The organism is Sphingobacterium sp. BIGb0116 (genome assembly GCF_024808035.1).
Classification (GTDB): Bacteria; Bacteroidota; Bacteroidia; order Sphingobacteriales; family Sphingobacteriaceae; genus Sphingobacterium; species Sphingobacterium paramultivorum.
Window position 1 is genome coordinate 16,039 of sequence record NZ_JANUDT010000007.1, and the last position, 20,923, is coordinate 36,961.

Genomic DNA, 20,923 nt, shown 5'->3' on the forward strand with positions numbered 1-20,923 from the left:
ATGCAACCTAATTTGGCCGTTTAATCTTTAAATTGATAACAAGCCAAGGACCTAGAGTAAAAGGCGGGCTTAAAGGACTTTTAGACATTTGTACATACCATGGCATTGCCTTAATTTTCTGAAAAGGCCATGTACCGGTTTTAACAGTAACTGCCGCTGTATAAATTACCTCAAACATAGAACCTGAATTAGAAGGCGTTATATTTTGACCATCATAATATATACCCACCTCCGTAGGAGAAAGATATGTAGCCTTAAACCACATAAAAGCACCTTCTTTTCCCGTAGGAGCATATCTAGAATAAGATTTAAATTCTACAATCTCATTTGGAGACACTGTATTAGGGTTATAATGCGAATTGTTATCTACTGATTTGTACCAATTAGGAGCAACATTAGTAGGACCAATACTCGCTGCGCGAATGTAAAGCCCTCCACCGGGAATCAAATATGGACCATCTACGATAGATCCACTAACACGATTTCCAATCCGAGGAGCCTCGAGCTCTACAAGACAATACCAATTACCGTCAGCACCAATTTTAGCGTCCAAAATTCGAGTTGCCTTAAAATCATCTCTATCTATATCAAAGTAAGATAAAAAAATATCGGATGGAGTCGACACCACCGGTAAAGGGCTTTGTGCAAATGTTGCCATGGTAAACAAGATAAACGCACAAATAAATAAAATGTTCTTTTTCATAATTAATAAAATATAAAATTTATCGCTAGCAGTGCAAATATAAAACATATACATTAATAATAAAACTAAAATCAAATAAAAATAAATTAAATATTAACACATATAATAAAAAAAATAAATAAAATCAAAACACTTAAAAAATACAACGTTATTTCAAAATTTAACAACTAAATTAATTCAATATTTTTACACAACTAAAAAGAAATAAAAATAAATAAGCTTAAAACCAAGCATAAATGTTTAGATTTAAGCAATATGATAAAAAAAACACATTTTACCGAAAGCTTGATTGTGAGAGCACTCAAAGAGAGCGCAGGAGGCAGATAGACCAAAGATATCTGTTGAGAACTGGAGGTCGATAAGACTACATTTTATAACTGGAAGAGCCTTTACGGTAGTATGGAAGCCTCCGATGTTAAACGACTAAAGAAACTCAAAGAAAAAATACACGCTTGAAAAAGATATTTATCGAGCTCAGTATGAACCATTTTATCCTAAAAAAGGCTGGAACTCCGGCAGCAAAATATTTAACCCAGGAGATTGACCTAGATCCCGGTCTGAGTGTTACCGTGTCCTGCAAATTGACACATATGTACCGTTCACAATATTACTATATTAGTAAGAAAAATGACAGTTTGTTACCCCGAATTGTATGATCTGACCACCAAACATCCTGTACATGGATTCCGAAAACTTTACGCCTGTCTGCGCAGAGTGCGGAAACCTTGGAATCATAAAAAAGCTAATCGGGTATATAAGATACTTAATATAAACAAAAAGAAGCGTGGCAATCTTCGCATACCTGCTCGGGAGAAAAAGCCTCTGGAATAACTGGTCAGAATTAACCAAAATGGAGCGTGGACTTTATGAGCGATAATTTAGTAAACGGAAACAGACTTAGAACTTTTAATGCGATAGGTGATGCTCCCGAGAGATATTGTATGTCGAAATAGCTACATCTATTTCTACTTTAAGGGAAACCCGGACATTGAAACAAAGCATAGGCTGGCGGGGCAGGCCGCCATGTCTGCGGGTAGATAATGTCACTGAATTCACCATTCATCATCTTGAGCTCTTGTGTAAAGATCAAGGCATTGTTATTAAATTTATCCAACCCGGCAAGCCTATGCAAAACTGTTATATCGAACGGTTCAACCGAAGTTTTCGCAAAGAAATTTTGGATGCTTATTTATTTTTCAATTTTTCAGAAACAAGAGAACATACCCAGCATGGACGGATGAATATAATAACAAAAGACCGCATGAAGGGCTTGGGAATCTCACACCAACGGAATTATCAAAAAATATTCGACACCAACAACAAATAAATCAATTATTAACGTAAATTAGAAAAGTCCAAAACAACAAGCTTGAAACTTGAAATGTTAATTACTGTATCAAAATGTTAATTGTTATACCGAAAACCTTTAACGAAGAAAAAATAATATACATTTGCAAAGCTATATTCATAAAGAAAATAGCTTTTCCTTGAAAAACCAATAAAAAATATAATGAAAAAACTGTCATCACCACTATTTATGGGAATTGCAGCAATCGCTTTCCTTATTATCAGCTGTAACAAAAACGACGATGCTCCTGTTTATGATGCGTCAGCACAATTTAAGACGGATTCTGTCACACTTAAAAATTATATTAGCCAAAATTACCCTGATGCGCAGTACAATAGCGAAACAGGAATTTGGTATGAAATTCTAGCAGAAGGTACAGGAAATTATGAATATAAAGTGATTGACACGTTGGATGGCAAATACCTCAAAGCTAAAGTATCTGTAAAATATATAGGCAGATTGTTAAACGGAAGTGTATTCGATCAAAAAGATACTCCTCAGGAATTTGAAATCCTAACTAACACTGGTTATCAATATCCATTTTACACTAGATACATTCCTGCTTGGACCTTTGCTTTTGCTCCTCAAAAAATCGGGGACATGAAACTAGGTGGATTAACAGAGAAAGGCCTACAAAAAGGCAGTAAAATCCACATAATGGCGCCTTCCTTATATTGCTATCGAGATCAAGCGGTAGGGACAATTCCAGTAAACTCTCCCTTAGACTTTGTGATTGAAGTGACAGACATAAAATAGAAAAAAAGTTTGACGAAATTTCATAAAACCTAAGTTTTTGAATGTTTCAAGATCAAACATTTGATCGTCAAATTTCTTTTTAATAAAAACCAATAAAATCTTTAAATTTTATTGGTTTTTATTTATTAATCCCCTATACAACATATAGAAAATAAGGTAAAATTATTGGATAATTGTTCCAGATGTAGTATAAAAAACAGCCCTTATATCATTGTATGTAAATCCATTCCAATTAGGCACACCAGATTGCCCACCATTAAAAATAGAACCCGGATCAGGATTATTAGAAGTGTTATTTGTATTAGTTACAGTATACGCACCAACAGCAACACCATTTACAACAGTATTACCGCCCTCACCACGTCCTCTCCAATCAGTATGTCTCAGTCCAATGGCATGCCCAAACTCGTGTGCAACTAAGAACTTCCTCTGGGCAGAGCTTAAATTACTCCAATACAAAGAATTTACATGAATTTTGCTTGCAACAACTAATCTCGGCCAAACTAAAACGCTCGATGATGAAATGTAAGTAGGAAGTTCAGAATATCCATACTCGCCAACAGCCCCCGAATATTCTTCAATTATTATACTTGCCTGATTTGGATCCTCCACTTTACTGACTGAAATATTATTTTTAACATATTGAACGCTTCCCACAGGAAATCCAGCAGGAACATTTGCACTTACATTTTGAAATTCTTCCAATGCAGATTGCACAGAGTTGTGATCCACTAAATTCGGTGAAATATAATACTTGATATTACCTCCAATATTGTCATTAGCATTACCAACTAAATTATATCGACCTTGAAAAAACGTAGCTTGTCTAGGAGAAGTTTTTAGTAACTTGGATTTAAAAAGAAGTATATCTCCTTCAACAAAAATAGAATCGCCTTTTATAATAATGGAATTGCTATCAAGTCCCAATTTATTAATAAGCGATACTACATTTTCATCTTGTGTAACTTTTTGCTCAACACTTTCCCTTGAACAACTTAGCGCACACAGTGCTAATAATACTAAATTGACTTTTTTCATAATTATTATTGTAGTTTATTTATTTTAACTTATATACAATAGCTGTCGATATGGAATTATAAATTACTTCAGTATATTTTAACCTGGTATCAACAGAATAGTTATTGGAATAGTACATCTTATCTTTACCATCATTACCATATATATAATTTAAATTATAATCCAACCGTACACCAACCGACTCGCCTATAGCATACTCAAGGCCGGTGGAAAAGTTACCTCCATATATATCCATTTTATGAGAAAAACTTACAGGATGGGCTAAATCAGTTCTCAACTTCCAATCTCCATCTGCTAAATATTTACCTGATATAAAATCACCGCCAATTTCCCAGATAATTTTCTTACGGATATACCGCCAACTAAAACCTACCAGTAATAAATCTTGCACAAATGTATACGTACTGAAATTAGTATCGTGATTTAAAAGGTTTTTAGATTTTATATGGTTATATGCCATAGAGACAATCCAATTATGTCTTAAGCGGAATTCTGGCGTTATACCACATTTATAATAGGAGCTATTTTTACTTGAAAATTTCTCTTGGTAATTAATGTTCGTTCTATCATCTCCTAAAAAATCTGTATCTACAGCTTTACCGTATTTTGAATCAGCATGAGAATAATTTAAGCCCAGCCCCAAATTTCCATAATTTACTTTTGAGATAATTCCTGTTTGGATACTATAATTATTCCATTTTAATTCCGACAAATAATTTGGATTCTGTCCATTTTCATCACCAGATATTGCCCAATTAACTTTACTATTCATTAATCCAATATTTGGCGCAAACATCATCTTGAGTTTATTTTCCTGAGAACGAACAAAAGTTATCGAGCAAATAAAGCACAATATCAAATTTGTACACCTAACAACAACACCTCTCATTACTATGTTAAAATAAAAAATGCAATGATAATTATAAAAAAACACCAAAAACACAATTTTAACATAAAAACAATAAAAAATATTAAAACATTAAAATGCCAAATAATTTCATATTCACATACTAAATACAAAAAAAAATAGCAAATAAATATAATTAAACAAACTACAATGAAATAGTTAATAAAGAACCGAGAAAACATAAGATCAAGATATTTTCATATCCCTTTATACCTAATAACAATTTTCAATCAATTCTTAAACAGTGATCAGTCACTGGTCATTCAGTCTACACTGAGCGATCACTGAACAAGCACTGAACGATCACTGAACAAGTACTGTCGAAAGAGTTAATTTGATCACAATCAGATCCTAATTCCCCGCAAAAAAATAAAAGAGAAAAAAGGGAAGGAGCTATACTTACGTAACAAAAAAATCTCTGTTGTGCGGCAATGGTATGATCCAAAGACAACACTTTAAATTAAAAAAAGAAGGAAATTGAAACACAACTTGAAACAGGTTTCTAGAAAAAATAAAAGCTCGAAGTGGGGAACTCCGAGCTTTACCTAACCAATTATTAACCTAAATTATGAAAAGTTCTTTATATATTATTTTTAAATATCTTTCGTTTCTTTTGATATATCAAAGGTACTACAGATCTGCTTTCATGTCAAGAAATTTAACAGCATTTAACGTTGTTAAAATTATGTTAAAACAATTTAGCACATTCAATACCGTCCCGCGTTGTAAAAAACATACATCTACAACGATAGCAGCTCAAAAGGTGGACTCAACATGGACCAACTATGCTTTCACTCTACTTACAGGCCGAACTTGGTAATAGATATCCATCAATTGGTCGGAAGATAATTTAGCGCTTTTATTCGCATAAGTGCGGGCTGAGTATCAAAAAAAAGAAATAAATTTGTGAGAAGATCCGACATCAATTGGTATCTTATTTAGTTAGACGATTAATAGCATATGAAAATAGCTTTAGCACAATTGAATTACCATATCGGTAATTTTGAAGCAAATACTAAAAAAATAATTAGCGCGATCCAACAGGCCAAAGAAGCAGCAGCCGATCTTATTATTTTTTCCGAACTCGCGATCGGTGGTTATCCTGCCAAGGATCTTTTGCGAAGTAAGGCCTTTAAACATCAATGTGATGAAGCTATTCATCAAATCGCTGCTCATTGTCAGGATATCGCCTGTATCATCGGAGCACCCGTCAAAAATAGTGATCCTGAGGGCAAAGAGCTTTATAATACCGCTGTATTTATTGAGCACGGGGCAGTCCGAAACATTGTTAAAAAAGGCCTTTTGCCCGATTATGATGTATTTGATGAATATCGTTATTTTGAGCCCAGCAGACGTTTTGATTGTATCGAGTTGAACGGCGTAAAAATTGCCTTAACCATATGTGAAGATTTGTGGGATGATGACGAAGGGGGCAATTCATATGTTGGTGACCCCATGGCAGAGTTGAGAAAAGAAAATCCAGACCTCCTCATCAACATTGCGGCATCCCCTTTTTCCTATACCCATTTTGATGAACGGATCAAGGTTCTCAGCCAACAGGTAACAAAGTCTGGCAGACCGCTAATTTATGTCAATCAAATTGGCGCTCACATGGATATTATCTTTGACGGTCGTTCAATCGCCCTGAATAATGAAGGAACAAAAATTGCTGAACTAAAAAGCTTTGAAGAAGATCTTCAATTTGTCACCTATTATCAACAAAATATCACCTCCACCACAGCTTCTTCGAAAGAGTCTATAGCTGAGATGGCTCTTATACATGATGCATTGATCCTTGGGCTACGTGATTATTTTCAAAAATCTGGTTTCAAGAAGGCGGTTTTAGGTCTGTCCGGTGGGCTAGATTCGGCCTTAGTTGCTGCTTTGGCCTGCGAGGCTCTGGGTGCAGATAATGTATTAGCTATTCTGATGCCATCGGTTTACTCTTCCGACCATTCGATAAAAGATGCGATGGATCTCGTCAACAATACCGGTTGCAAACATTATATTGTTCCGATCAAAGATATCGCCAATGCCTTCGAACATAGTTTAGCTCCCCTTTTTGAAGGGCTGCAGCCAGATACGACTGAAGAGAATATTCAAGCGCGCGCACGTGCGGTAATTCTGATGGCTGCTTCCAATAAATTCGGCAATATTTTACTCAATACATCCAACAAAAGTGAGGCTGCTGTAGGATATGGTACACTCTATGGTGATATGGCAGGTTCCATCTCTGTAATCGGTGATGTTTATAAATCCAAAGCCTACGATTTAGCGCGCTATATCAATCGAGAAAGGGAGATCATTCCAGTCAATACCATTGAAAAAGCGCCCTCTGCGGAACTTCGACCAGATCAAAAAGATTCGGACTCGCTACCGGAATACGATCTATTGGATCAAATCCTCTTTGAACTTATCGAAAATGAGAAAGCGGGATCTGAGGTTGTAGCAATGGGCTTTGAAAAATCGTTAGTAGAAAGGGTATGTAAATTGGTTAATAATGCGGAATTCAAACGTTTTCAAGCTCCGCCTATCCTGCGTATTAGTCCAAAAGCTTTTGGTCCAGGAAGGCAGATTCCGTTGGTGGCAAAATATCCCTATTAATTTTACAATTCGGATTAAACCATATTTATAGTTTTTTGTCTAAAGTAATAGATTGTAAAATCAAAAAGGATGGTAACATCCGAGACGGTAAAAAAACAATTGCCATGAAGACCGTCAACTGTACTATTTTTACAATTGAAAGGTATGCGGATAAAGAATAAAAACAAATTAGTTAAATAAATATAAGTTCCATATAGGCCATGAACCATCATGAGTGCGGTTGTCCAATGCGGCGCCAAAATACTCATGGTAGATTCATCACAGTTGATAAATAAATTACTACGATGAAAAAGATTCTATTATTTTTGGTGCTTTGCGTTGCACTCGCATCATGTTCGTCTTATCAATACAATACCACTCGGGTAGAAAAGATGGATTTTACTCCTTTCAAGACGTATGCTTGGTTACCTCCGGTAGACTCGCTTTCGAAGTCTTATTTTGACAACGATATCGCCAAAGCCAATATCCTGGATGCCGCGAATACTGCGCTGGAGGCAAAGGGCCTACAATATTCTAAAGATAATCCTGATTTACTATTTCGGTATATTACCATTGTCAACAATAAAAGCCGTTTGGTCTATGGTGGCGGCGGTTATTACGGCTGGGGTGGCCCCTGGGGCTGGTACCGCCCATGGTTTTCACCATATTACTATGGCGGCGGTTATTACCCAGTTGCAAAAGAACGCTATCGTTATGGCCATTTGATTATCGAAGCCATCGATCGTAAAACAAACGCAGTGATCTGGCAGGCACGTGGTTCTGGCGATGTTGACAATCCAGAAAAAGCAATTAATAACATCAGCAAGGTTGCAAAAGGTGTTATTGACTTGTTCCCTGTAAAAACAATAAAGAAATAAACGAAGTTTTCAAAAGCAACATACACAAGCAAAAGGCTGATTTATTTAAGTAGATCAGCCTTTTGCTTTTTCTATTAGCCTGTTCCTCGAGTAAAAGAATCGTCTTTTCCATTCACTACCGCCCGCTCGCCTGCGGAAACATAAAGAACTAATCAGCTTCATGATCATTTGTACCTTGACAGAGGTACCCATTAAGACTAAACAGAAGGTCTTAGTTTTAAGTAGAAAGGCACTTCAACCCGATCTTTAGATTTATTGATAATCAACTCAGCAGCCATTCTTCCCATCATTTCAAAGTCAGTTGATATTGTTGTAATACCATTCAGGATAAACTTTTTCAATGGAGTTTCATTATAGGATATGATACCAACATCTTTTCCTATAACGAGTTTTTTCTGAATAACCTTGTTCAACAATTTTACCAGATCATCTTCGATAATATTGATGTAACATGTTCCTTTCGCTACTTTCTCTTCATCAATATCGGATACGAGCTCGTGTTCAAATGCATATTGCTGGCAAAACTTATAAAACCCCTTGATAATGGCTTTTGGAAAATCACTATAATCAGGAAATACAAGTTTTAAGTTTTTGTACTTACTCAACACTTCATTAGCTTCCTCCAATGCGGAATAAATATCATGTTCGTAATTTTCATAGACTGCAGGAAAATCTCCGGGCACATCTTCGATGAATTTACCCAATAACATGAGTTTCTCTGCCGGAATCTTACGGATGATATCTGGCGCTTTGTCCCTTCCCTCTTTAAAATGGGGGAATAGAACATAGTGGTCATATGTTTTCGTTAAGCTTCCCAACAATGTATTCAGATACGATAGATCTGAATTGTATACAAATAGATCCAGGTTGGCATAATCACTCAGCTCTTTTGCAAAGGAATCGTATACTATTTTTTTATGGGCACTTAGTTTGTTTAGAAAGAGTGCTATCTTAAGTTTGGACTCGACATCCGTTTTGTTTACATAATACCCCTTTCCAGGATTAGATGCTATAATTTCATTTTTCTTAAGATAACGGTACGCTTTTTCGACAGTGTCACGTGATATTTCCAAATATGCACTCAACTCATTAATAGAAGGGAGCATATCATCTCTGACCAATGTCTCATTTTTAACAGCATCGATAATCGTATTTGCCAATTGCAAATACTTAGGTGTGGCAGAAAAATCGCTAATTTCTAAAGTTTTTAAAAATTGATTTACGGAATTGGTCATTGTTAGATTTTATTAATTATAAAATTAACGATTTGTTTATAAATATTTTAAAAAAACACTTAAAACTCGCTTTTCAAAACCCAGCCTCTATGCATCTCATAATAAAAGGACCTGTCGCCTTAGCATCATTTTCACGGATTCGTTCTCCAACGTAATAAGCTATATTGGTTATTACAATACTATAAAATGTGTCCGATTTCATCATCCTGCACTGTATGTTATTTTTCAATGGACAGTTCAATTTAATGTTCCTCTTCTGTGTAGGATGAAGGTGTATATTTAAATATTGCACAAATACTGATTACGTTGCTTAAAGAACAATTCTGCATATTAGTCAGCAACAAGCATCTGAATAACAAAGGCGCAATTCAAATTGAAATGCGCCTTTGTTTTTATTTCATGTTTTCAATCAACTCATCAAATCCAACATTACATAGAGCTTTCTACAAGTTTATATATTTCAGTTCCAGCCAGGAGGAAGCAACCAAGCCCATAATCTTCAAAATCTGAAACTTTATCAACAGTAACAGGCTGGCCATCTTTGGGCTCTTTTCCTGTCGATTGCACATATCCCAAAAATCCGTTCGGTTGCAGTGATTCTTTAGAAATTGCGTTCCATCCCTTTTCCACCCAAAAGCAATAGTAATATTATTTTCTTCATCATATTAGGGCATTTTTTTAAATCCTTCTTTTTTTATAACCCATGAGCCATCTTTTGGGAACCCTGGTAAATCACTGTTGGAAGCGTCCCACCCTTCAAGCATCATCGCTACGGTCGTGAGCACACCACCATTGCCTGGTAAATAGATCCGCAGGCGTCCATCTTGATAATTATGTCCATTTTTGAGATAGGTATTGGTTTGGACATTCATAAATAATGCATCCAGCGCTTTATTGGGAAGATTCAGACGAGCAGCATTCATGGCCGTCATGGGAAAATCCCACCCCCAAGTCTTTTCCCAATGCCATTTCTCCCAAACGACATCCAGTGTGTTTTTCATCACCGCTTTATTTAGCTTCGGTGATTCAGGAACCATCCCTAATGCACCGAGTACCGCGGGATGGTCCGTCATCCAACGATCGTATGTATAAGAATCGGGAGCAGTTTCAGTGGCCAAGTAGACGCTGTCCTTACTTGGTAAGGGGGCCAGTTTTTCAATAACTTGATCCCATTTGGTCGCTCTTGGTTCTCCCAGACGCTCCTTCCATTGTTGCGCTATACGAAGTGCCCAATCCCAATAGGCGACCTCATACGTCGGGTTCATCGTCTCGGAAGCCTTGAAAACTTCTTGTGCAGGAATAACTCCCTTGCCTACATTATAGCGACCCGTTGCCTGATCATAATGTGCAAAGTCGGCCATGAAATCAGCTGTGGCAAATACGAGATCCTTATATTTTTTTAAGACAGCGAGATCCTTTTTGTCCCGATAGGCCAATTCGGTCATATAGATAATATGTGGCTGTTGCCAAACTAAAAATGCAGCTACAGATGAGGGGCTTTCATTCCCTTCATTATCGGACATTTTGATCCATCTAACCCCTTGATAGCCCTGTCGTTTTGCGAGTTCTCTCGCTTTTTCAAAGGTCCTAAAATAATAATCCAATGTTTTTTCCATAATTTCAGGACGTCCCCATAATGCAAAATGCACAGCATGCCACCAATGCATTTCCGTATGTGGCTTTCCATACCAACTATTAAAAGTAAGACCTGTTTCTTGGGGTGGATTACTTCCTCCGCATTGTACTTTTGTCAGATATTGAGAGAGTACAACTCTTCGTTCCAACTCATTGGCTCTTGGATCTGTGCTACCTGCAAAGTCAACCGCAGCACCACTTTCCCAAAAATGCTTCCAGGACCTTGCACTTTCACCTGCTGCATCAATATACTGGATCCTCTTCCTATCAAAGTTGTTTGTGGGCGCAAATGCAAATGAAAAATCAAACTCTTTGACCTCAGGAGCTGGTTGGTACACAAAATAGTGTGAAGCCGTATTTTTTAAAGTTCCCTGTGAGTAATCCAATTGTGTAAAGTAACTGGCTCCCTGCAACTGATGATTTATCACTGCAACATTTGCAGATTGAGCTACGATCGTTGTTTTATGATCATTCACCTGATCATAGTTGGTACCTTCATCCAAAAATTTTCCGCTTGGGTAAGGATAGTGTACAAATATTTTCAGCCTTTGCTGTGCAATCAATGGCGAAGCGACATGTACTGCAACGCGGTCACTGCCTTGATACGATGTGGTTTTTACAGAAACAGGTTCTCCTTCAATTTGAAATTCACTTGTGATAATACCCGTCCAAAGGTTCAGCTCCTGTCGAATAGCCTGGATATGCTGTGCAGTTGCCCGTTGCCCGTTTTTCAAATAAAGTTCCAAGCCCACATTACCCAATTGCAGACGGTGTTTATTTTCCCTAAAATAGTTTACAGCTTCTGCATTGCGTTCCGGTTCTTTCAATTGGATACTATATTGCGCGTTCCGCCCTTCGTTGTTAAAGTCGTAGGATTTTAATGTTTCTTCGAATTTATAGTTCTTTGTATTGGGGAAGGAATCCCATCCCCACTCTGACTGTGTTCCCAAGGAAACCCCATTTTTATAATAAATGGGGAAAGACTGCATTCCTGTAGCATCGACCGTATAGGCAAAGGCACCATTACCAACTGTGAGCGAAGCTAATGTATCCATGGTATGATTGGAAACATTGTGCCTTTTAACGACATTTTCCCGATTAATTTTGGTTCCTTGTTGAGCTAGGACCAACATAGGACTTAGGACACTTACAAGGAAAGTGAAAATAATACTAAACTTCTTTTTCATCTATATTGGATTTTTATGCATACTATATTCGTGTTCAAGATTCCTCCGGAAATTTCGGAGTACATTCTCAATTTATCTATCGCATTAAAGTGAGACCTATCAGACCGATGACCGCATCGTTTGCTACGGCAATAAGCTCTACTGATTGAAGTTTCTTTTTATTGTTTAGAGGCAAATCCAATAATGAAGCTGCTCCACCATCAATGGCACGATTGCTATACCCCTTGATATCGGTATAACGACTCCAGGTTCCGCCCTTATAAAGCTCTCCAGACTTCAGACTGATTCGGTAAGGAATTCGTTCATCGGGGAGTTCAAAAGCGTGATTATCATCGAGGTAATCCTGTTCGATAGGCCACCAGTTAATAGGATTGATGAGATCTAGCGTATCAAAAGTTCCATCAGTATAATTGACCTTAATCTTGGCGTTGATAAGCTGGGATTGCATCGGATTTGTAGAACCGGCGACCAAGAGATACATTTTGCTGGCCTGGCCGGCTAAAGGTATTTTGACGCTTTTTGGATAATTATCCCACTGACTGACAAAGACCACATTTTTGGAGTCATTTTTTAGCTGAAACGGAATACCAAGGTATATTAGATCCCCTTGCTTGCCTTTTTTCATGATTCCCCTGTCGTCAATATTTGCCGTCGTCAATGGATAACACCAATTGCCTATTCCCTGCCAAGGCAGCTGCAAGGTTGGCCCTTCCGGTCTTGGCGAAAGATATTTCTGTTGGAAGATATCCGTCAAACGCGCATTGTAATAACTCGATAAATTTTCCGCTAAAAAATCAGGTTTATCATCGATATTCCAATCGATATAATCTACTGTTTGGCGATAAGTTCCCACAACCAGATTAACGCTATTTGTTCCCTTTGAAAAGATATTGATGGGAAGTTCCAATTTCTTTATTTCTCCTGATCTCAAGCTGAAGGCTGTTTGAAAATCCTGATGATCAATTGCCAGTTGTTGTGGCTGAGCAGAACGGTTTTCTACAACTAGATCATAACTAACCTGTTTTTTTACAATAGTTGCTTTTAATGGCGGCAATAATCGAATATCAACTGCCTGCCACCAAACCATAGCTCCCTGTTGAAGCTTCACGAAAAAGGTTCCTACCCGCTCATGCTGGACAAAAGAAAATTTGTGACCGGCTTTCTTTTGGATAATTCCTTGAGGATCGTAGCTTTCCAACAATTGGGTGTTAGCAGGTAAGGGAAAAGCCCATTGATCGGTGAATACTTGCTCCACATTTTTGGTATCCATCTTTTCGAGTTTACCATCCCCCATTATCGTGATGTCGAAATTCCGCTTAGCTTCAGATTCAACAACAATACATGCCCCATTTATAGCGGAAGATTTTAATGACCACTTGACTTCTTTTCCATTGACTTTAACAGCACTCACCTGGGTAAAATCTACGGGAACTTCCAAAGCAAGTTTTACGGGCATCGCATAACGCGTGTTAATCTGAAATGTAATAGCAGTTTTAGTTTTCTTGTACGTATAACTCCATTCCGGCATTTCAATCTGTGCAAAATTCCATGTCGATGGGAAACCAGGTTTAATAAACAATTGTTTGTCCAGTAGATGTGGATGCACGCCAAATAATCCTTCGACTAATGTACGAGATGCTACACCAATTGGATCGGCAAAATCACGGTATAATTCGCCTCTAAATGCATCATAGTGGGAAAGCTGCTGAAAGTTGGCGGGACTGATCCCATGATACATACTTTCCATGAGGTTACTTTTCCAGAGCTGATAGGCATCATCCGCCCGACCAGATTGCCAATAGGCCAATGCTGTCTGTAGATTCTCTGCCAAAGCAACATTATTGACCGACCAAGTGTAAGGCTGCCATGTCGTCGTCGGCAATGTATACAGGTCATGCTGTTCCTGTCCTTTGACATGAATAGGAATCTTTGGCAAATAATTAGTTACATATTGGAGATTTTGGTAGCTTTCAAAATCATCTAGAATAGCAGCGTCTGCGGCATGATAAATGGTCCACAAACCAGCATTTTCGTGTATAAGCTGATTGCCAAGCGCATCCTGGAACTCGGCAAAATGACCTTTCTTTTGCAGCCAAAGTCGATCTTTTAGCGCTTTTTGAATCTTATTTGCTTCTTGTTGGTAGGGCGTCGCATCCTCACCTATTACCTTTGCGAGTTTGGCCATCATTTGATTGGCACGGTACATATAGGCGGTTGTGTGCGTGACCGCGCCACCGGAATATTGTAAACCATCACTTGCCCAGATTGCACAATACGCATCGTATAAGCCATCATTGTCTCGATCGAAATTTCGCTTTTCCCAGTTGAGATGCCGAGTCAGCGTTGGCCACATCTCTTTGATATAAGCAATATCTCCCGTATAATTAAAATGTGACAACAATTGATCGATAAATACCAAGTTCATATCGTAGTGATGGGGTACCGTGTTATTATTTGGATTCCGAGAAATGTAGCCGCTTGAAAACATAGAAGTACCCATTTTTTCCAAATGTCGAGCTAAGTGCAAAGTTGTATCCATCACCACCCGTCCAGCAGCGGGTTCTCTAACCTGCGAATTCGCATAACTCGAAAAATGTTCTTTCGCTCTGTCATGCCATCCCAATACATCTGCGGTGTAAGCTCCCCGCCAGGCATTCAAACGCATACGCCATGCCACAGCTCCATGCAAGAAAGTAGGCGATTCCCAAATTCCATCAGCGGCTGCCGAAAGCGCTGCCCCCAAATTATTAATGTATCGATCCGGTGTGTTTATTTTAACCCGACTAGCCAACGAAACCCTTTTCTGATCCGCTAGCTCATAAATCTTTTCTAATGAGCCTTCAGAAAATTCCGCAGCAGAACGCTTCCCTTTAGCGATTTGAATATAACTTGATTTTTTAGTCAGCATAAATTCCCCGACAAAGATAGGACTACCCTTATTCTCCGTTTTGGTCAGATTAGCGAGATCATCCAAAACGGTAGCATCTGACATCCGCAGTCCTGAGAGTCCTGAAAAACTACCCTGAATAAATTGGGGCTCATTTTTCTTATTTTGATACTTAAGTCCAAAACTATTTTTTTCCAGTGTATATTGATTGTGTTCACAATATGCAGGAAGAAGATAAAACCCCGATTCTGGATCCGCGCCTATGTCGCCATTTCTACTGAATGTTTTTCCGCTAGCTCCCCCATAGACAGCGTAAAGATGTGCATCGGGTTTAATATTCGTCGCCTGTAATTTTACGATCATCCCTTCGGCATCGGCCTGCGCCATCACAACGATATCGATATAACCATTTCCAAGTAAAGCATCTTTGATGCGATAATACATCGCTCCGGGTCGATATCTTGTCTCAATATGATCAGCATCAATCATTTTTTTTCGCTGCTGTTTATTGCTGAGGACAAATTGTAAGTTCCCTGCCATCCCCGGCATGTACAGCGCAAATTCAGGTAAATCGCCTGCTTCTACACGGGATGCCAGGTTATTACCATAAAGAGCGCGATTAAATCGATATCGCCCATTCACCAGTAAGAAATCTCCCTTATCCTCGGTATAATGCAGTACACGGTCGTTATCTTTCCAATGTTTTGACTGGGCAACAGCTATCTCCAGGACAGCCCCAACTAGCAAACCGCAAAAAATCAAATACTTTCGTATCATATCAATAATTATTTCATGAATTAGCTGTTTGCAGTTTTTTTTAATGACCGTTAGCTACTTCTTAGTTACTGGAGTTTATACTTTCCATCGATTTATACGTTATGTTAATCGAAAGATTTGATTTCTTTTCCATTGACAATGACATTCTTGAGCGAGACATTCTTGAGGTAATCAACTTTAAACGTTTCTTTTACACCATCAATCTTACAATTAACCATCGTAAAATCGGTTATAGGTGAAGATTCGTACGCCGTGGAGAGCACGGCATACTTTCCGCCACCTTTAACATGGAGGTTTTCGACCCAGATATTGCGAATCGTTGGAATATATTTTCCGGGTTTTTCATAAAACATATTAAATCGTACAGCCGCTTCCTTATATTGCCCCACTTCCGTGTTATAAAAAAAAACGTTCTCAATGATCCCACCTCGGCTGGAACTGGTTTTTATCCGTAGAGCCCGATCCAAATTTGGACTGTCCATGACATTGTTGAGCGCATAGATATTTCTGGCTCCGCCTGCAATTTCGCTACCGATAACGACGCCGCCATGACCATCTTTCATTTCACAATTTTCGATGATATGATTCTCCGCAAGTCGACCAATATTGCGGCCATCTTCATCTCGTCCCGATTTAATAGCAATACAGTCATCCCCGGTATCAAAATAACAATTTCTGATCCATACATTTTTACTTGCTTCAGGATCGCAGCCATCATTATTAGGTCCATGACTTACCACTTTCACACCTTCAATCAATACATTTTCACATAGGACAGGATTAAGATTCCACATCGGAGAATTAATCAGCTTGACCTCAGCAATCCAGACATTTTTGCATAAATAAGGCTGAACAAAATTGGGGCGAAGAAAATTGCCGTCGCCAAATACTCTTTTATGCGGATCCATCTCTTCAGCCATCTGCTGATGCAAAATTGCCCGGGCAGGCTTTTGTTCTCCAGGGCGGCCTTCGTGCCATCCATATTTTCGGGCACCACACCAATACCACCAATGATCATTATCGGCATTTCCATCCAACAATCCTTTTCCTGTGATGGCAATGTTCTCTTCTTTGTACGCATAGATGAAAGGAGAAAAATTGATGCATTCCATGCCCTCCCAACGTGTGAATACCATCGGATAATCAGCACTATCACGACTAAAGAGTACGGTTGCCCCTTCGCTGACATGAAGGTTGACGTTGCTTTTCAAATAGATTGCACCGGTCAGATAGACTCCCTTTGGGACTATTACACGTCCTCCACCCTGCCTATTGCACGTTTCAATTGCTTTTCTAAAGGCTACAGTATTTTTTGTCCTGCCATCTCCAATAGCACCGAAATCAGCGATGGAATAATCTTTCTTTTTAAATGTAGGAGCAACAATAATCTTTTTAAGCTGTTCAATTTCCTTTAAGGGTTGCTTTGCACTGGTCCAGGTTATTTGTTGCCCTTGACTTGCTACGCATGCAAAAATTGCGAGGAGCATACTAAAAATCTGTTTCATTGGCTTATAATTGTTTCTGGTTATACTTGTTATATCAGCTGTCAAATTCCGCTCACTTGTATCGATCTTCAACATACAGAAGCAAAACTTTGCAGTTATTTTCTCGAATTAAACACGATTATCGCAGACTCTTCACACGATCTCAAATACAAAGGCTGTCGAAGTTTCTGCTATTCCGCCTTGGGTGGCTCCAAAAAGGAAACGCGGTTTATCCGTTATTTTATCCATCAGGATCATAGGTCTTTCAAGCCTGCCAAAGCGCTTCAAGTTGGCTGGTGGGGGCGGTTCCTGAATATAGGTCGATAAACCTAGATAAGCCACTTGCGGTTCAGACCATTTAACGCCATCTGATGATTTTAAGATCAATCCATCTTCGTGATTGTAAAACCCCATATCCCTTGCTAATAAACAATACTGTTCATCCTGTTTCCATACGAAAGCATCTTCAAGCTGTGCATTAAGCGGACGATCAGAAAAATCAATTACCGGATGCTCTGATACTTTAACATATGGTCCCAAGGGATGTTCAGCTTTGGCCAATCCATACTTTCGATTTCCTCTGACAGGACCTTTATCCCGCAGATATTCAGCAGTATTCCAAGATTTATAATACAACCAAAATTTACCATCGTTACCTTTTAGAAATGCTGGATTTGTGGTACAATGATCATCCCATGCCCCCTCCACGCCAGGCAATAAGATTGGATTATCCTGTCGTTTCCATGGTCCATCCAGGTTTTTCGCCGTTGCTACACCTATCCTTTTGGTATCTGTCTTTCCGTTGGAATTTCCCATATAAAAAAGATAATACGTATCCGCTATCTTTTTTATCAGTGGATTATGACAGGTTGTACTATCCCAAAATCCTTCCCGAGGTTGTAGAACAACATCCTTATGTTGGAATGTTCCATAGGGAGAATCAGCAACTGCGTGCGCTATCTCGGAACCTTTGATCCAGCCTCCCATCCCTTTTTCCTTTCGCCAACGTGAATAAAAAAGATGAACCTTACCATCGTCGCCCCAAATCGGAGATGAGCACCAAATAAAGTAATCTACCAATTGTAAGGATCTTCCAATCGGTTTCAATTTGAAATAAGGAGACTCCAGTATACCCTTTTTAGCTGCCGTATCTAAAGGTAACACCATCATCGCCCACAAAAATGCATTTGATTTTAAGAAGACTCTTCTATCCATGTGAACATTTCCCTTCCGTTGATCTATAATTTGGTTTATTCCGATTCCCAATGTAATGAGAATCAAACCGAAAGATACCAAAACCAGCAATATTCCCTATCCTGCGCTATCCTGCAATCGCTTACATTTTGACAAAAAAAAGCCTACCCATTCCATTCAGAACAGGTAGGTCAGGTTCACGTTTATTACCATCAAAAATTAATAGCCTGGATTTTGCATAGCCTGTTTTTCTGCAGGCGTCAATGCGGCACCACTTTCATTGGTTGTTGCATCCAAGAAAGATTGCGGAATCGGTCGATAGTAATGTGTATTTGGACTAAAGACTGTATTCCCGCGTACATAACCATCATTAAAGGCTTTCCATCTCGCTTCCAATGTTTTGGTGCGCGCCAAATCTTCCCATCTGTAAAGTTCACCGCACAATTCACGTGTGCGTTCATTCAACAAAAATGCCATCATTTTCTGTGCATTGCTTGTTGCACCCAATTTCTCGTAGATTGGCGCATCAACTGCTGAATTATAAATGTCAGTGACAGAATTGATCAACATCTGTGTTTCGGAAGAGGCCATAGTTTTCGCAATATCATTATTGGATTCGTAGTATGAGTTTCCTTCCCAATAGATTGCTCCTTCCGCAGAAAAGCCGCCGCCCTTTCCAACAGCATAGGAATTATTCTTGTAGGCTTGTCCGCCGTCGATATTCTTCGCTCGGTCTTCACCATTTTTATAGCCAGCACGACTGCGCAATTTATTGATCCACTGGATTGCATTCGCGTACTGACCTTCACCTTTACGGATATAGGCTTCGGCTACCATTAAGACATCTTCCGCCGAGCGTGCCATAACAACATCTCGCGTACCATTGGCAGACGCTATACTAACCCGATAGCCATCTCTGAACTTCGAAAGCGCCACATAACGTGATTGAACACCAAAGTATCCGTTATTTCCATGTTGACCCACCCAAGCTTGAGGTTCTCCCTGAAAGTAACGTACAAAAGTATGCGGATTCTGCATCACGCCATTTTTAAGAACTCCTGTTGCATCACTGGCCACTGCTTTGTAGCGTGTATCGCCAGCGTTGTTCACAATGTATTTAATACCCAGCTCTCCACCTTTAAATCGCTTCGTTCCAACAACAGTTCCTTCAGGCCCAAGCGATGCATTAGCTGCAGTCCAGACAGGGGCATTAGCGGTATTATTGGCACCATACATCGTAATAAAGGATTTCCAGAAACGTGAATCATTCACCCTGTCAAATACATCCAGCGTATAATTTGTGGTACGTGCATAAGAGAATTCACGGTCGCCGGAGATATCGCGGCTTGTTCCTCCTAAATCTTGATAAACAGCAGGGTAGTAAAGATGGATCTGATTTCCATAACGTCCCCAGGTTGCCTGATCGTCCGAAAACTGTGCCGACAGAACAACCTCCGAGACTTTTTCGTTAGCACTATTGGCCTTTTGATAATCCCATAGTTTTACGTAATCATCTACCAGGGGATGTGCCGCCACGACCTCCGTTCCATATTTGATGACAGCATCTAAGTCTTCTGCGGTATATTTTGAATTCCAAGAGGCATATAGCTCGCTCGATCGAGTCAATCGTGCTTTAGCAATGTAGTGTGCTGCAGCTGATTTTGTTACACGCCCAAATTCTGTCGCCGAAGCCGGCAACAACGTATAAGCCTGCTCAAGATCCGCTATGGCCTGTGCAAAACAGGCATCCTCTGAGGCTCTTGTAAAATAGGATTCAACCTTTTCGGTCGGGGTCAATTTCAGGGGGACACCACCAAACTGTACAATCAGCTGTAAGTAGAAATATCCCCGCATAAAGTATCCCTCGCCAAGACGTGTATTATAATTGGCATTGGATTTATCATAATATAAGGGTACGTTTTGAATCAGGGTATTGGCCGATTCGATACCGCTATACATATTATCAAACACCGGCTGAATATTTCCACCACCATAAGTTGATTCAGCAGGATTAAGATCCATACTATAACTATTAAAGCTTGGGGAAGCATTATTTGCATCCGTAAACTCATCTACACCTAGATTGAACAGGGCCATCCCCCAGGTATAATTATATTTAAATTTCAATTTGGAGTAAACACCTGTTGCTAAATCATCTAGCCCTGCCTGAGTTTTAAAATAGTCTGTATCCGGTATGGTAATCTGCTCCTCTTTCAAAAAGTCTTTACTACAGGCGTTCAATACTAATAATCCTGCCGCACCTAACATTGAAGCAACTAATATTTTATAATTTTTCATGAGAGTCAATTTT

At 39.0% G+C, this 20,923-nt stretch carries 15 protein-coding genes and 1 pseudogene; 6 read left to right on the plus strand and 10 right to left on the minus strand.

What is annotated here, in order from left to right; genetic code table 11:
• Positions 1–7 precede the first annotated feature (7 nt).
• A complete protein-coding gene (locus M2419_RS16730) occupies positions 8–778 on the minus strand; it encodes a hypothetical protein (RefSeq protein ID WP_259255417.1) in 771 nt (256 codons plus the stop codon).
• Positions 779–1,051: 273 nt separating this feature from the next.
• Here M2419_RS16730 and M2419_RS27515 point away from each other — a divergent pair, with 273 nt between their 5' ends.
• The 4 genes and pseudogenes from M2419_RS27515 to M2419_RS16745 all read left to right on the plus strand — a co-directional run bounded on the left by M2419_RS27515 (position 1,052) and on the right by M2419_RS16745 (position 2,807).
• Positions 1,052–1,159, plus strand: a complete 108-nt coding sequence (locus M2419_RS27515; RefSeq protein ID WP_409049514.1) for a transposase — start codon at positions 1,052–1,054, stop codon at positions 1,157–1,159.
• Entirely contained in the window at positions 1,156–1,359 is a 204-nt protein-coding gene (locus tag M2419_RS16735) for a hypothetical protein (RefSeq protein ID WP_259255418.1), read from the plus strand. Before M2419_RS27515 ends, M2419_RS16735 begins: the two co-directional genes overlap by 4 nt.
• 470 nt (positions 1,360–1,829) lie before the next feature.
• A pseudogene (locus tag M2419_RS27520) lies at positions 1,830–2,047 on the plus strand (transposase).
• Positions 2,048–2,213: 166 nt separating this feature from the next.
• Positions 2,214–2,807 carry an FKBP-type peptidyl-prolyl cis-trans isomerase gene (locus M2419_RS16745; RefSeq protein ID WP_259255420.1) on the plus strand — a complete coding sequence of 198 codons (594 nt, stop codon included), beginning with the start codon at positions 2,214–2,216 and terminating at the stop codon, positions 2,805–2,807.
• Positions 2,808–2,969: 162 nt separating this feature from the next.
• Here the strand turns inward: M2419_RS16745 and M2419_RS16750 are convergent, their stop codons facing one another.
• Together M2419_RS16750 and M2419_RS16755 are read right to left on the minus strand one after the other, a co-directional pair.
• Positions 2,970–3,845 (minus strand): M57 family metalloprotease, encoded by an 876-nt coding sequence (locus M2419_RS16750; RefSeq protein WP_259255421.1) that lies wholly within the window; start codon positions 3,843–3,845, stop codon positions 2,970–2,972.
• Between the two features lie 19 nt (positions 3,846–3,864).
• Complete coding sequence (locus tag M2419_RS16755; protein WP_259255422.1) at positions 3,865–4,617, minus strand: hypothetical protein; 753 nt, start codon at positions 4,615–4,617, stop codon at positions 3,865–3,867.
• A gap of 1,095 nt (positions 4,618–5,712) precedes the next feature.
• Here M2419_RS16755 and M2419_RS16760 point away from each other — a divergent pair.
• Complete coding sequence (locus tag M2419_RS16760) at positions 5,713–7,356, plus strand: NAD+ synthase (protein WP_182330713.1); 1,644 nt, start codon at positions 5,713–5,715, stop codon at positions 7,354–7,356.
• Between the two features lie 284 nt (positions 7,357–7,640).
• Positions 7,641–8,213, plus strand: coding sequence for a DUF4136 domain-containing protein (locus M2419_RS16765; protein WP_153844222.1), 573 nt, complete (start codon positions 7,641–7,643; stop codon positions 8,211–8,213).
• Positions 8,214–8,410: 197 nt separating this feature from the next.
• Here the strand turns inward: M2419_RS16765 and M2419_RS16770 are convergent, their stop codons facing one another.
• From M2419_RS16770 to M2419_RS16800, 7 genes are all read right to left on the minus strand, one after another.
• Positions 8,411–9,448, minus strand: coding sequence for a GntR family transcriptional regulator (locus tag M2419_RS16770; RefSeq protein WP_153844223.1), 1,038 nt, complete (start codon positions 9,446–9,448; stop codon positions 8,411–8,413).
• A gap of 429 nt (positions 9,449–9,877) precedes the next feature.
• Positions 9,878–10,078 (minus strand): glycoside hydrolase family 88 protein, encoded by a 201-nt coding sequence (locus tag M2419_RS16775; protein ID WP_202883712.1) that lies wholly within the window; start codon positions 10,076–10,078, stop codon positions 9,878–9,880.
• A gap of 35 nt (positions 10,079–10,113) precedes the next feature.
• Positions 10,114–12,270, minus strand: a complete 2,157-nt coding sequence (locus tag M2419_RS16780; RefSeq protein ID WP_259255423.1) for a hypothetical protein — start codon at positions 12,268–12,270, stop codon at positions 10,114–10,116.
• A gap of 76 nt (positions 12,271–12,346) precedes the next feature.
• Complete coding sequence (locus M2419_RS16785) at positions 12,347–15,934, minus strand: DUF4450 domain-containing protein (RefSeq protein ID WP_259255424.1); 3,588 nt, start codon at positions 15,932–15,934, stop codon at positions 12,347–12,349.
• 104 nt (positions 15,935–16,038) lie between these two features.
• On the minus strand, positions 16,039–17,439 hold the full coding sequence (locus M2419_RS16790) for a glycoside hydrolase family 28 protein (RefSeq protein WP_159727291.1): 1,401 nt from the start codon (positions 17,437–17,439) through the stop codon (positions 16,039–16,041).
• 132 nt (positions 17,440–17,571) lie between these two features.
• Complete coding sequence (locus tag M2419_RS16795) at positions 17,572–18,633, minus strand: glycoside hydrolase family protein (RefSeq protein ID WP_182330709.1); 1,062 nt, start codon at positions 18,631–18,633, stop codon at positions 17,572–17,574.
• A gap of 198 nt (positions 18,634–18,831) precedes the next feature.
• Complete coding sequence (locus M2419_RS16800) at positions 18,832–20,910, minus strand: RagB/SusD family nutrient uptake outer membrane protein (protein ID WP_259255425.1); 2,079 nt, start codon at positions 20,908–20,910, stop codon at positions 18,832–18,834.
• Between the last annotated feature and the right edge of the window lie 13 nt (positions 20,911–20,923).

Coding starts and splice junctions, on each gene's coding strand:
- M2419_RS16745 (WP_259255420.1), top strand. CDS start 2,214: ATGAAAAAACTGTCATCACCACTATTTATGGGAATTGCAGCAATCGCT.
- M2419_RS16750 (WP_259255421.1), bottom strand. CDS start 3,845: ATGAAAAAAGTCAATTTAGTATTATTAGCACTGTGTGCGCTAAGTTGT.
- M2419_RS16755 (WP_259255422.1), bottom strand. CDS start 4,617: ATGAATAGTAAAGTTAATTGGGCAATATCTGGTGATGAAAATGGACAG.
- M2419_RS16760 (WP_182330713.1), top strand. CDS start 5,713: ATGAAAATAGCTTTAGCACAATTGAATTACCATATCGGTAATTTTGAA.
- M2419_RS16765 (WP_153844222.1), top strand. CDS start 7,641: ATGAAAAAGATTCTATTATTTTTGGTGCTTTGCGTTGCACTCGCATCA.
- M2419_RS16770 (WP_153844223.1), bottom strand. CDS start 9,448: ATGACCAATTCCGTAAATCAATTTTTAAAAACTTTAGAAATTAGCGAT.
- M2419_RS16780 (WP_259255423.1), bottom strand. CDS start 12,270: ATGAAAAAGAAGTTTAGTATTATTTTCACTTTCCTTGTAAGTGTCCTA.
- M2419_RS16785 (WP_259255424.1), bottom strand. CDS start 15,934: ATGATACGAAAGTATTTGATTTTTTGCGGTTTGCTAGTTGGGGCTGTC.
- M2419_RS16790 (WP_159727291.1), bottom strand. CDS start 17,439: ATGAAACAGATTTTTAGTATGCTCCTCGCAATTTTTGCATGCGTAGCA.
- M2419_RS16795 (WP_182330709.1), bottom strand. CDS start 18,633: ATGGATAGAAGAGTCTTCTTAAAATCAAATGCATTTTTGTGGGCGATG.
- M2419_RS16800 (WP_259255425.1), bottom strand. CDS start 20,910: ATGAAAAATTATAAAATATTAGTTGCTTCAATGTTAGGTGCGGCAGGA.